The following is a 12,422-nucleotide window of genomic DNA, read 5'->3' as shown; positions in this document are numbered from 1 at the left end:
TTCAGCTTTCCCGACGAACAGTCTGCCCTTGCGCGGGGCCGATCAACAGCTGATCGCGCACGATCTCCTTGCCGCGCAGAAAGACGTTGGTCAGCCGCGCTTTCACGGTCCAGCCGTCGAAGGGCGTATAGCCCGCGCGCGATACCTGCCCGGCGTTGGTGATGACGCTGGATTTGCGTGGATCGACGATCAGCATGTCGGCGTCATAGCCGGCAGCGACTTGCCCCTTGCGCCGGCCAAGCCCGAAGCGCTCCGCCGGATTGCGTGCGCACATGCGCACGACGTCGGGAAGTTCGACAACCCCTTCATCGACGAGTTTCAGCATGGCCTGAAGCAGTGTCTGCAATCCCGGCATGCCACCTGGAATGTCAGCGAAACCTGTATAGCTGGCAGCCTTTTCGGCCGGCGCATGCGGCGCGTGGTCAGTGGCGACGATGTCGATCAGCCCGGTCTTTAGCGCAGCGCGCAGTGCATCGACGTCCCGCCGTGATCGCAACGGCGGCGAGCCCTTCAGATTGGCGCCGTGCGTTGCGTAGTCGTCGGCGCTGAAGAACAAATTCTGCGGCGTTGTCTCGACGCTGGCGTCCGCCATGTCGCGCAGTCGCTTCCAGACCTTTACGCCTAATTCGGAGTTGATCTGCCGGACATGGATACGGGCGTTGGTGGAGGCAGCCGCAAGGATGGCCCGCGCGATGCCGCCGGCTTCCGCCAGGGGCGGCCGGCTGTCGAGAAACGCCGCGACGGTTCCCGCCTGGTTGCGTTCGTTGCTTGAGGTCAGGATCGACTGATCGCCCGGCGAAATGCCGATCAGCGTGTCGGCCCCGGCGAAATTCTTCAGAGCCGAGGAAACAGCGTCGAATGTCGGGAACAGAAAGGTCTCGGGCACATCGGCGGTGAACAGCTCGAACGAGGCCGGCGCCAGATCGAGCAGGCCAGCGATGAGCGACAGGTCGCGGCTGACCACCGCCTGGAAGCCGACATCGACATGGATGCGGCCTTCGGCCATTGCCATCTTGTCGGCAAGCTCATCGGCTCTGGTCGTCCACGGCTCGTCGGTTGGCATGTCGAGCACCGTCGTCACGCCGCCAAGTGCTGCGGCATGCGTGCCGGAGGAAAAGTCTTCCTTGTGGGTCAGGCCCGGCTCGCGCAGATGCGCATGCGCGTCGACCAAGCCGGGCAGCAGGAAGCAGCCGGAAGCGTCCAGCACCGTCTCGGCCACCGCCGTTTCGCCGGGCGCGACGAGTGCCGCGATCCGGCCGCCGGCGATGCCGACGTCGCGCCGCTCGAGCCCGTCGGCGTTCACCACAATGGCTCCCCTGATCAGCGTCTCGAACATGCCGACACTCTTCTTGCTTCCGTTACTCGCGCCGCTCGAAGCGGTCGTGGTCCTCCAGCCAGAAACGCGCGATGTCTTCGCGCCGCATGAAAGCAGCGGCCGGTCTCGTTCTCACATGCTCGATCACCTCGCGCAGCCCGGATGCCCGGTTGGGCTGGCCCATCCACCGCGCATGGATGCCGATCGTCAGCATGCGGCCGCCGGTCTCGTCCGCCTCGTCGAGCATGTAGTCGATGGCCGCGCGGCAGTCCTCGGCGAAGTCGCGCGGATTGCTGTAACCCGGCGCCACCAGATAGCGGCTGTCGTTGAGCGTCTTGGAATAGGGCACGACCAGAACCTTCGTACCTTGATGGTCGAGGAAGTAGGGCAGGTCGTCGTTGCAGGAATCGGAATGGTAGAGGAAGCCGCCCTCCCGCACCAGCAGGTCGCGCGTGTTCACGCTGGGAAACGAGCGGCAGTTCCAGCCGGCCGGGCGCTTGCCCGTCAGCTTCTCGTAGAGGGCGACCGCCTCGTGCAATTGGCGCTCTTCCTCGCTGCGTTCCATCGTCGTGTAGTCGACCCAGCGTAGGCCATGACCGAGCAGGTCGTGGCCGCGAGCATTCATCCATTCGACGACGGCCGGATTGCGTTCCAGCGCGACGGCGCAGGCGGAGATGGTGACCGGAATCCGATAGCGGTCGAATAGCCGCGCCAGCCGCCACACGCCGGCGCGGCTGCCATATTCGAAATGGGTCTCGGTGCCGAGGTCTCGCACCGGCGGGCTGTTAGGGATGTTGTATTCGCCCCAATTGTCGTTGCGGCCATCCTCCAGCCACGAATATTCCGACCCCTCCTCATAATTGAGCACGAGGTTGATGGCGAGCTTGACGCCGCCTGGCCACGTCATGAAAGGCGGACGCGGGCCGTAGCCGACGAAGTCGCGCGGCTGCTGTGGTGCGGGCGGCAAATCGGTCGGCATCGGCTTGCTCCTCAAGAATCCGCGTTGGCGGCGATCCAGTCAATGTATTCGTGGAAGGCCTGCTTGCCCGGCGTAGGCCGCCAGTCTGTGTCCCGCTCGATGCGGGCAATGTCATAGACGCCCCACATGCCCGTTTTCAGCGCCGGATTCATAACGACGTTCGCCGTCTCCGCCGCGCTGACTTCGACCTTCAGGCCGGGAGTGCGCTCGGCGGCCCAGGCAATAAAGTCGCCGACCGTGGTCGTCGTGCCGCTGCCGATATTGTAGTGTCGGTAGCGCAGGCTGTCCGCATCGAGCAGGGCCATGATGGCGCGGGCAACGTCGCTCGACAGCACATAGTCGCCGAGCGGCTCCAGACTGTTTGGCCGGATCGTCTCGCCGGCAAGCGCCATATGCGCGATCCGGTTTGGAAGATGACGGACGTTCCGGCTGCCGGTCACCCGGTCCATCGGGCCGTAAACCGACGACAGCCGGACCGAGATGGCGGACAGACCGAACAGGTCGGCGTAACGGTTGGTGACCATTTCAGCCGCAAATTTCGAGATGCCGTAAAGCGTCAGCGGCGCCACGTAACCCTCTTCAGGCAGCGGTTCCCCGCTCCAGTCAGGCCCGTTATGACGGTAGACCGAGCCCGAGCTGACATAGATGAAGCGCCTGATCTCAGGCCGGATGCGTGCCCATTCCAGCATGCGCACGGTGCCCATGAGATTCACGTCGACGATCGTGGCGGGGTTCTCGGCCTCGGGTTGTTGTTTCGGGTCGCTTGGACACGAATTGGGCGTGACGGTCGCGCCGTGGACGATGGCGCCCACGTCGTGTCGTTCAAGCGCGGCCGCCCAGCTGGAAGGATCGGTGATGTCGCCAAGGATGACCGTGAGACGGTCGCGCACGGGCGCGAAGAATGCCTCGGCGGTCGCATCGAGTGCCGATTTGTCCAGAATCACGGCGCGGGCTTGCGGATCGCGGTCCAGCCATTCGCGTGCCACTACGCTCATGACAAAGCCGGTGCCGCCGGTGACGAGCAATGTCATATGATCTCCTGTATCGTTCCGAGGACTTCAAATTCAGCGCGTCGCATAGCCGCCGTCCACGAGCATGTCGGTGCCCGTCACGAATGACGCGTCCGACGACAGCAGGAAAGCCGCAGCCGCCGCGATCTCCTCCGGCCTGGCGATCCTGCCGAGCAGATGCGCAGGCCCAAGGCCGGCATCGGCAGCATCAAGATCAGGCCACCGGCGAAGCAGCCGCGCCGTCGCCACCGCGCCCGGCGATAGGCTGTTGACGCGCACCTTGTCGGCCGCATGGTCGACTGCCATCGCTTTGGCGAGATGGATGAGCCCTGCCTTGGCAGCGCAGTAGGCGACGGCCTTGGCCGTGGCGACGCGTCCGAACTGCGACCCGATCAGCACCACCGAACCGCCGCCGCTTGCTGCGATCAGCGGCACCGCGAACTTGCTCATCAGGAACGCCCCGGTCAGGCTGACATCGATCTCGCGCCGCCACGAGCTCTCGTCGAGATCGACGACAGTGCCGTCCTTCGATGGCGCGGCAGCATTGTGCACTAGGCCATCGAGCCGGCCGAAGCGTTCCCTGGCGATTTCGACGGCACTCCTGGCGGAGCTGCTTTCGGTCACGTCGCAGCCGCATGCGATCGCCGAAAGGCCGAGCCCTTCGGCGAGTTCGTTCGCCGCCCCGGCATCGTGGTCTGCGCAGACGACCCTGGCGCCTTCCGCAACGCAGCGCCGGGCAATGGCCGCGCCGATGCCGCTCGCCGCACCGGCGATCAGAATGACCGTGCCTTGCAGGCGGTTCACCGCGGGATTGCTCGTCATGGCGTCAAACCTGTTCCTCGACCGTTTGCACCGCCGGTCTCGCGACCGGCCGCCGCAGAAGATTGTAGCAGGCGGCAAGCGTGACCAGCACCGCACCGCCCCCGAGCAGCAGGAACATGGCCGGCGGCCCGATATGGTCCATCAATCCGGCAGCGACGCCCGGCGTCGCCACATTGCCGATCGAGTAGAGCAGGAGGAGCGTGCCGGATGCCGCGACCATGTACCGACCGGGAAGTTGCGAGGCGCCGAACGCCATGGCGACCGGATAGATCGTCAGCGCCGTGGCACCGTAGGAGAAGAACAGCACGAATAGCAGCACTTGCGAAGAATTGCCGACCCAGGCGATCATCGCGCAAAAGGTGCCGGAGAGAATGCCTTGCACCAGGAGCATCAGACGCCTGTCAACCCTGTCCGACAGCCAGCCCACCGGCGCTTGCGCGAGCATTCCGGCGATACTGATGGTGGTCACCAGCCAGACGGTTGCCGCAGCCGACAGTCCAATCTGCGTACCGTAGATCGGTGTCAGCACGAATATGTTCATGTTGGTAATGCCGGCCTGGAAAATGGCGACCACCGTCACCGGCGCCAATCGGAAGAGTGTCAGGGGACCGAGAGGCTTCACAGGTTTTGAGCCTGGCGGACGGTCCGGGTCGGCAACGGCCGAGGGCAGTGCCGGCCAGCGCTTGCCGAGGGCTTTGGGAATGAGCGCCAGCAGGGTGATCACGGCCGCGACCGAGAATAGATGCGGCGACTGCGGCCCTACCAGCGCGACCAGTACTTGCCCCAACAACACCGCGATCGCCGTCGTCAGCATGTAGATCGAGAACATCGCGCCGCGATTGTGTTGCTCGGCATAGAGATTGATCCAGCTTTCGCAGACAACGAATATCGATGCCATCGACAGGCCGCCGAGTAGCCGGAAGCAGAACCAGCTGGGCACGAAATCGGTAAGGACGAATCCCGAGGCCGACAGCAGCGCCAGGACCAGGATCAGCACGAATGTTCGCTCGTGGCCGTAGCGCGCAACCAGCGGCCGCGTGACGAGGCATCCGATCAGAAAGCCGACCGGATAGGCGGTCAGCACGATCTGGACGACGTCGGGGGCGATGCCGGGTTTGCCGAGGGTGAGCGATACGGCGGTCATCAGCATGGCGCTGCCCGTGCAGGCCAGACAGATGCTGACCATGATCGGCAGCAGCGCGCGTGAGCGCTCCGCGTTTCGCCAGACGTGGATCGCGTATCGGGCGAGCGAACTCATAGGGCGGCTATCAGCCGAGTCCGACGCAAGTCGGCGATCGGAAACGAGCCTTCCCGACGGCCGGCGCGGTGCTGTTATACATTGCGGCGGTTCCCCTCGCGGCGCCGTTGGCTCACGGCTGCTCGTTCCCAGCAAAAGCTACACGTCGCCTAGGCGACGACAAGCGAAGATTGACATGGCTATGGCCCTAATTTTTTTGGCCATACTTCCTAAGGAAAGCGGCATCTCCACGTCTGTCAGGCTTTACAGTGGTTTTGTGTACTCCCTACCATAGCCAATCCGCCGAACCCGAAATCCAGCCAAGGGCAAATGCATGACGATTGAACGCTTCGAGAACGGCCAGCGCTTCTGCCGGGTGCTAAGCTACAACGGCACGGTCTATCTGGCTGGCATGACCGCGGACGATCTGTCCGGCGACACCGCCGCGCAGACGCGCGAGATTCTTGCCAAGATCGACACCTATCTGGCCAAAGCCGGAAGTGACAAGACCAGGCTGCTCAGTGCCCAGATCTGGCTGCGGGATATTGCCGATTTCGACATGATGAATACAGCATGGGACGCTTGGATCGACCGCGGTGCGATGCCGGTACGAGCGACGGTGGAGGCACGCCTTGCCGGGGACCAGTATCGCGTCGAGATTATGGTCACCGCGGCTGTCGCCTAATGCATGTCGCGCAAAGTGTGCACCGGTTTTGCGATAACGACATGCATAAAACAACCTAAAGCGCGTCACATGAGGCCGGTCAAACGCGGCGCGCGTTAGGCGAAATTTTTTTGGGGATCACGCGGGCGAATGAGATGCATGATCTGGTGATCAAAGGCGGCCGCGTTGCGCTCGACGACGGGTGGGCCGAATGCGACGTCGGCATTGATGGCGGCCGCATCGCCGCCATCGGCAATGGCTTGTCCGGCAAGACGCTTCTGGATGGCGGCGGCCGCTGGGTCATGCCGGGAGGCATCGACGCCCACTGCCATCTCGATCAGCCGGTCTGGGGCGGGGCAGGCAATGCCGACGACTTCGAGTCCGGCACCATATCGGCGGCTTTCGGTGGAACGACATGCATCATCCCGTTCGGCATGCCGGGTCCGGACATGACGACGATCGATGCCGTGGACCGTGCGCTCGATCGCGCTGCGGGACGCGCGGTAATCGACTACGGACTGCACGCCGTGGTGACCATGGGCACGGGCTCCGATGTCGAGGGTCAACTGCTTCGACTGGCGGGGCGAGGCATCGCTTCGGTCAAGCTGTTCATGACCTATCAGGGCTTCGCGGTCGACGATGATCTCTTCTTCAGGATCCTCGACACGGCGCGCGGCCTCGGCTGGATCGTCATGGTCCATGCCGAGAACGACGCCGCCATCCGGCGCACGCGCCAGCGCCTGATCGATCTCGGCCGCACCGACATCCGCTATCACGTCGTTGCCCATAGCGAGACCATGGAGCGTGAGGCAACGCACCGCGCCCTCGCCTTCGCGGAAATGACCGGCGCGCGCATGACCATCGTCCACGTCTCCTCCTGGCAATCGGCCGAAGAGGTGGAGCGGGCGCGGGCGCGGGGGGTGGACGCCATCGCCGAGACCTGCCCGCAATATCTGTTCATCGGCTCCGCCGATCTCGACCGCCCCGCCATGGACGCCGCGCGCTTTGTCTTTTCGCCGCCGCCACGTTCGCCGCGCAGCCAACAGCATCTATGGCAGGCATTGATCGATGGCGGCATCGATCTTTGGTCGTCCGACCATTCTCCCTATTGGTTCGCCGACAAGATCGGCGGCTCCGAGACGCCTGGCTTCAACACGACGCTGAGCGGTATTCCCGGCATCGAGACTCGTCTGCCCCTGCTGTTCTCGGAAGGGCTTTTGACCGGCCGCCTGACGCTTGGCCGCTATCTGGATCTCACCTCACGCAATGCCGCATCGGTCTATGGGCTTGCGGATCGCAAGGGCCGCATCGCCGTTGGGCTGGATGCCGACCTGGCCTTGTGGGATCCCGCGGCGCGATGGACGCTCGGGCACGCTGCCTTGCATTCCCGCGTCGACTTCACGCCCTATGAGGGCCGGACCGTGACTGGCAAGCCGACCACCGTCCTGGTGCGCGGCGAGCCGGTGATCGCCGAAGGCGTGCTTCAGGCAACGCCAGGGTTCGGGCGCTTCGTGCCGCGAACCGCCGCCGACCCCTCCCATTCCAGAAAACCCGTCGAGGACACGACCCCATGGCTAGATGCCTGACCATCGCGGTCTGCCAGACCGGACCTGTCCAACGCCGCGCTTCGCGTGCCGAGACGGTCGACCGCCTCGTCCATTTGCTGGAGCGGGCTGCCGCCGCCGGCGCGGAGATCGCGGTGTTCCCCGAGATGGCGTTGACGACCTTCTTTCCGCGCTGGCGCATCGACGATCCGGCCGAGATCGAGTCCTTCTTTGAGCGCTTGATGCCGGGGCCGGAAACGCAGCGGCTGCATGATTGCGCCGCTCGCCTCAAGATCGGCTTCGCGCTCGGCTATTCCGAACTTCTGCACGAGGACGGCCGGACGCGCCGTTTCAACACCATGGACCTCGTCGGACCGGATGGCGCCTTCGTCGGCCGTTATCGCAAGATGCATGTGCCGGGATCGAGCGAACCGGAAGAGGGCACGACCACCCATCTGGAGCGCCGATACTTCGAGCCGGGTAATCTCGGCTTTCCGGTTTTCGACTATCGCGGCGTCCGCATTGGCATGGCGATCTGCAACGACCGCCGCTGGCCGGAAACCTACCGCATGCTGTGCCTGAACGGCGCCGAGGTGGCCCTGATCGGCTACAACACACCGCTGCTGCTCGACGAGGCGCCGGCGCTGGCGCATTTGCGCATGTTCCACAACCATCTGCCCATGCAGGCCGGAGCCTACCAGAACACGCTATGGGTCGCGGCGGCTGCCAAGGCCGGTCTCGAAGACGGCCAGGCGCTGATCGGCGGTTCCTGCATCATCGCGCCCACCGGTGAGATCGCCGCGCAGGCGCTTTCGCTCGGCGACGAGGTCATTGTCCATCGCGCCGATCTCGATCTCATCGCGACCTGCCGGAAGGTGAATTTCGACTTCGCGCTCTATCGCCGGCCGGATCAATATCGTCTCATCTGCGAGCCCGGTGTGAGATCATGAGCAAAGCTTCAAAGCAACGAGCGCTGCCAAGATGACCGAAACTGGAATCATCGTCATTGGCGGCGGCATAGCCGGCGCCGGTGCCGCCTTCGAGATTTCCCGGTCGGCGCCGGTCGTCCTGCTCGAGCGGGAAAGCCATTGCGGCTACCACACGACAGGCCGGTCGGCGGCGAGCTTTACCGAGAATTACGGCAACGGCGTCATCCGTCGGCTCGTGCTGGCAAGCCGGGCCTTCCTGACCGAACCGCCGACCGGCTTCTGCGATTATCCCTTGCTCGGCAGGCGCGGCATGATCACGGTGGCGCGCAGCGACCAGCTCGAGCTTCTGCGGCAAGCGCTGGAGACGGCGCGGGCCTTCGTGCCTTCGATTGTCCCGATCACGCCGGTTGAGGCGATTTCACGCGTGCCGGTGCTGCGCGCCGACTATCTGGCCGGCGCCTTCATCGAACCGCACTCGATGGATATCGACGTGAACGGTCTGCATCAGGGATATCTGCGTGGCGCCCGCGCTCGCGGCGCCCGTATCATCACCAATGCCGGCGTCAGGACCATCAGCCGGCAAGGTGGCCAATGGCGCGTTGAGACGGAAGCGGGACCATTTCTCGCGCCGCTTATCGTCAATGCCGCTGGCGCCTGGGGCGATGAGATTGCTGGCATGGCCGGTGTGCGCCCGGTCGGGTTACAGCCCAAGCGCCGCACCGCTTTCAACATCCCGGCGCCAGCCGATGCCAACATCGCGGATTGGCCGCTGGTCGACGACGTTGGCGCCGAATTCTATTTCAAGCCGGACGCCGGCCAACTGCTGGTCTCGCCGGCCGACGCCACGCCGTCGGCGCCGATGGATGCCTATCCCGAGGACCTCGATGTCGCCATTGGCGTCGAGCGCCTCGCTCAGGCAACGACCATCGAGGTGCACCGCGTCTCGCGCTCATGGGCTGGTCTCAGGACCTTCGCCGCCGACGGATCGCCCGTCGTCGGTCCCGACGATGATGTCCCCGATTTCATCTGGCTGGTCGGGCAGGGCGGCTATGGCATCAAGACGTCTCCCGCGCTCTCGCGCATTTGCGCCAGCCTGATCCAGGGCAAAGGGCTTCCCGATGATGTCGCGCGGCAAGGTGTGGCATTGGCGGATATCGCGCCTCGGCGCCTGCGCGACGCCGATGTCCATCCTCAGCGGGCTTCCTCGTCATGACCTTTGCCGGCCTGACGGCGGGCGGCGAGCTTGCCGGCCGCGTCCTGGAAATTCTCGCGCAAGAAACGACCGATGCGCCCGGCATTACCCGGGTCGCCTATGGGCCCGGAGAGCGTTTCGCTCATCGGCTTGTCCGCGACGAAGCGGAAAAGCTGGGAGCCGTGGCGCGTGTCGATGCCGCCGGCAATCTCTACCTGACGCTCGCCGGCCGCAACCCCGACCTGTCTCCGATCGTCGTCGCCTCACACCTGGACAGCGTGCCTCATGGCGGTAATTTCGATGGCGCTGCCGGCGTCGTGGCCGGGCTGGGTGTCATGGCCGAACTGGTCGGGCAAGACATGCGGCTCTCGCGCGATCTTATTCTGCTGGCGACGCGTGCCGAGGAAGCGGTCTGGTTTCCCTTGTCTTATCCTGGCAGCCTAGCGGCACTGGGCCTGCTGGAGCTGGAATCGCTCGAAGCCAGGCGGTCCGACAGCGGCCGGACCCTCGCCGAGCATATGCGCGAGGAGGGTTTCGATCCCGATGCGGTGCGGCGTGGTGTGCCAGGAATCGATGCCAGCCGGATCGCCGCTTTCATCGAGGTGCATATTGAGCAGGGACCGCGCCTGGTTGCCGCCGACGTGCCGCTCGGCATCGTCACCGGTATCGCTGGGGGCTTTCGCTATGTCAGTGCGTCTTGCATCGGAAGCTATGCTCATTCGGGCGCCGAGCCGCGCTTCGCCCGGCATGACAGCGTCCTGGGCTTCGCCGATCTGGTCGCCGGCCTCGAAGCCGAATGGGATGCGCTCGAGCGCGAGGGGCATGAGGCCACCATCACGTTTGGGCGGGTGCAGTCGGATCCGAGTCAGCATGGCGGCAGCCGCGTGCTGGGTGAACTCGGCTTTACCCTGGACGTACGCAGCGCGGATGCCGCCGTGCTGGAGCGGATCGAAGCACGGCTGCGCGCACTCTTCGCAGAGGTTGGTGTCAGGCGTTGCGTGATTTTCGAGCCCGGACCTCGCTTCGCCTGGGAGCCGGCCACCATGTCCTCTGCCCTGATCGCCGGGCTGGACCGCGCGGCCAGCGACTTGCAGATGGAGGTGCCACACATGCCGAGCGGCGCTGGGCATGACGCCGCCGCCTTTGCCGGCGCGAAGGTGCCCAGCGTGATGATCTTCGTGCGCAACCGCAACGGCAGCCACAATCCGCACGAAAGCATGGAGATCGCAGATCTCGATCAGGCGATCCGGCTGCTTTTCCATTTCATCGCTGGTTTCGACGATCCCCGGGAGCATTCATGAATCTAGCAGCATCGGCACTGCTCGTCATCGACCTGCAGAACGAATATCGCCCCGGTGCCGCCTGGCCGGTCATCGGCTACGACACGATCCTTGAAAATGCCGCTTCCTTGATCGAAACGGCCCGCGCGGCGGGCATGCCGGTGATCCATGCCCAAGCCTGGGTGAAGCCGGAGGAGCGCAAGACCTATACCCGGCAAGAGGAAATCCTGACCGAGGAATTCCGCTCGGCCGTGGCGGGTAGCCATGAGGCCGAGATCTGCGCCGAGGTGGCTCCGCTGCCCGGCGATATCGTCATCCACAAGCACTGGCCGAGTGTCTTTCGCCGTACCGATCTTGCGCAACGGCTTGCCGCGCTCGGCATCGAGAACCTGATGGTCGCCGGTGTGCTGACCGACAGCTGCGTGACCGAAAGCGTCTTCGATGCGGTTTATCAGGGGTTTCGGGTCTGGCTGGTCAAGGATGCCTGCGGCAGCATGACCGATGCCATGCATCGCACTGGCATGCTCGACATGGCCAATCGGCTTTATGGCGGGGGAATCTTGCGCATGCCCGAGGCATTGAAGGCTCTCGCCGGCCAGTCCTTTGATGGCTGGCGCTGCACACGGCCGGTGGAATTCACCTATACGCTCGAGACCGTCGACCGGCTCTACGAAACGTTGTGACAAACCATGATCCCGAAAAGTGGAAACCGGTTTTCGGATAAGATCATGGTCAACAAAAAAGATTGAGCCCCATTCCGATTCTATCGGGATGGATCAGGCTCTAGGCGCCGCAGCAGCATGCGCCGACCTTGACGGTCGTGACTGAAGGAGAGGGGCTCAGGACCGTGCCCGGCAGGGCTTCTGTCGCCTTACCGTCGCGCCAGACCGATATGCCGTTGACGAGGACATGCTCGATGCCGGCAGCGGGCCGGCGCGGCTCCTCGAAAGTTGCGGTGTCGATAACCGTCTGGGGGTCGAAGACGACGAGATCGGCGAAGTTGCCTTCCACCAATACCCCCCGTTGCTGGATTCCGAACTCACGCGCTGGCAGGCCCGTCATCCGGAAGACGGCCTCCTCGAGACTGAACAGCCCGACATCGCGGGCATAGTGGCCAAGCACGCGCGGAAAGGTGCCCCATAGGCGCGGATGCGGGTGAATGTCATGCGGCAAGCCGTCCGAGCCGATCATGGTACGTGGATGGACTATGATGTTGCGGACGTCCGCCTCGTCGAGCTGGAAATAAACGGCGCCTGCCGGCAGCAGTCTTTCGCCGGCGGCGCGTTCGCTGCAGTCCCATTCGCGCGCGATGTCGCTTAGCTCACGTCTTGCCATTTCGGGATGCGGATCGGACCAGGTGATGAGGATCTTCAACCCGGTATCGCAGCGCTCCAGACGCAACACGGTCGAACTCGCCGCATAGGGATAGACATCCATGCCGATGTCCATC

The 12,422-nt window shown here is 64.4% G+C and carries 12 protein-coding genes; 6 read left to right on the top strand and 6 right to left on the bottom strand.

Annotation, left to right across the window (positions count from 1 at the left end):
- Position 1 precedes the first annotated feature (1 nt).
- From NKH73_RS07355 to NKH73_RS07335, 5 genes are read right to left on the bottom strand one after another with little or no spacing between them, the layout of a single operon-like run.
- On the bottom strand, positions 2 to 1,336 hold the full coding sequence (locus NKH73_RS07355; RefSeq protein ID WP_352929667.1) for a dihydroorotase: 1,335 nt from the start codon (positions 1,334 to 1,336) through the stop codon (positions 2 to 4).
- Positions 1,337 to 1,358: 22 nt separating this feature from the next.
- Positions 1,359 to 2,294, bottom strand: a complete 936-nt coding sequence (locus NKH73_RS07350; protein ID WP_352929664.1) for an allantoinase PuuE — start codon at positions 2,292 to 2,294, stop codon at positions 1,359 to 1,361.
- A gap of 11 nt (positions 2,295 to 2,305) precedes the next feature.
- Positions 2,306 to 3,325 (bottom strand): NAD-dependent epimerase/dehydratase family protein, encoded by a 1,020-nt coding sequence (locus NKH73_RS07345; RefSeq protein WP_352929661.1) that lies wholly within the window; start codon positions 3,323 to 3,325, stop codon positions 2,306 to 2,308.
- Between the two features lie 33 nt (positions 3,326 to 3,358).
- Positions 3,359 to 4,126, bottom strand: a complete 768-nt coding sequence (locus tag NKH73_RS07340; protein WP_352929657.1) for an SDR family NAD(P)-dependent oxidoreductase — start codon at positions 4,124 to 4,126, stop codon at positions 3,359 to 3,361.
- A 4-nt stretch (positions 4,127 to 4,130) separates the two neighbouring features.
- Positions 4,131 to 5,384 (bottom strand): MFS transporter, encoded by a 1,254-nt coding sequence (locus NKH73_RS07335; protein WP_352929654.1) that lies wholly within the window; start codon positions 5,382 to 5,384, stop codon positions 4,131 to 4,133.
- Positions 5,385 to 5,697: 313 nt separating this feature from the next.
- Between NKH73_RS07335 and NKH73_RS07330 the strand changes: the two genes are divergently transcribed.
- The 6 genes from NKH73_RS07330 (at position 5,698) to NKH73_RS07305 (ending at position 11,655) form a co-directional block, all read left to right on the top strand.
- On the top strand, positions 5,698 to 6,048 hold the full coding sequence (locus NKH73_RS07330) for a RidA family protein (RefSeq protein WP_352929651.1): 351 nt from the start codon (positions 5,698 to 5,700) through the stop codon (positions 6,046 to 6,048).
- A 134-nt stretch (positions 6,049 to 6,182) separates the two neighbouring features.
- Positions 6,183 to 7,613, top strand: coding sequence for a dihydropyrimidinase (hydA, locus tag NKH73_RS07325; RefSeq protein WP_352929648.1), 1,431 nt, complete (start codon positions 6,183 to 6,185; stop codon positions 7,611 to 7,613).
- The gene (locus NKH73_RS07320) at positions 7,598 to 8,521 is read left to right on the top strand and encodes a nitrilase-related carbon-nitrogen hydrolase (protein ID WP_352929645.1); all 924 of its coding nucleotides are present in this window, start codon (positions 7,598 to 7,600) and stop codon (positions 8,519 to 8,521) included. The genes hydA and NKH73_RS07320 overlap by 16 nt, the downstream gene beginning before the upstream one ends.
- Before the next feature lie 31 nt (positions 8,522 to 8,552).
- A complete protein-coding gene (locus tag NKH73_RS07315) occupies positions 8,553 to 9,713 on the top strand; it encodes an NAD(P)/FAD-dependent oxidoreductase (protein ID WP_352929642.1) in 1,161 nt (386 codons plus the stop codon).
- A complete protein-coding gene (locus tag NKH73_RS07310; protein ID WP_352929640.1) occupies positions 9,710 to 10,993 on the top strand; it encodes a hydantoinase/carbamoylase family amidase in 1,284 nt (427 codons plus the stop codon). The genes NKH73_RS07315 and NKH73_RS07310 overlap by 4 nt, the downstream gene beginning before the upstream one ends.
- Positions 10,990 to 11,655, top strand: a complete 666-nt coding sequence (locus NKH73_RS07305; RefSeq protein ID WP_352929637.1) for a cysteine hydrolase family protein — start codon at positions 10,990 to 10,992, stop codon at positions 11,653 to 11,655. The genes NKH73_RS07310 and NKH73_RS07305 overlap by 4 nt, the downstream gene beginning before the upstream one ends.
- Positions 11,656 to 11,755: 100 nt before the next feature.
- On the opposite strand, the gene NKH73_RS07300 is transcribed toward NKH73_RS07305, so the two are convergent.
- Positions 11,756 to 12,421 carry an amidohydrolase family protein gene (locus tag NKH73_RS07300; protein WP_352929634.1) on the bottom strand — a complete coding sequence of 222 codons (666 nt, stop codon included), beginning with the start codon at positions 12,419 to 12,421 and terminating at the stop codon, positions 11,756 to 11,758.
- Position 12,422: the final 1 nt, after the last annotated feature.

This window comes from Mesorhizobium sp. M0938, from assembly GCF_040319125.1.
Classification (GTDB): domain Bacteria; phylum Pseudomonadota; class Alphaproteobacteria; order Rhizobiales; family Rhizobiaceae; genus Mesorhizobium; species Mesorhizobium robiniae.
Note: the sequence above shows the minus strand (reverse complement) of the source record. Positions and strands in the feature narration are given on the sequence as shown.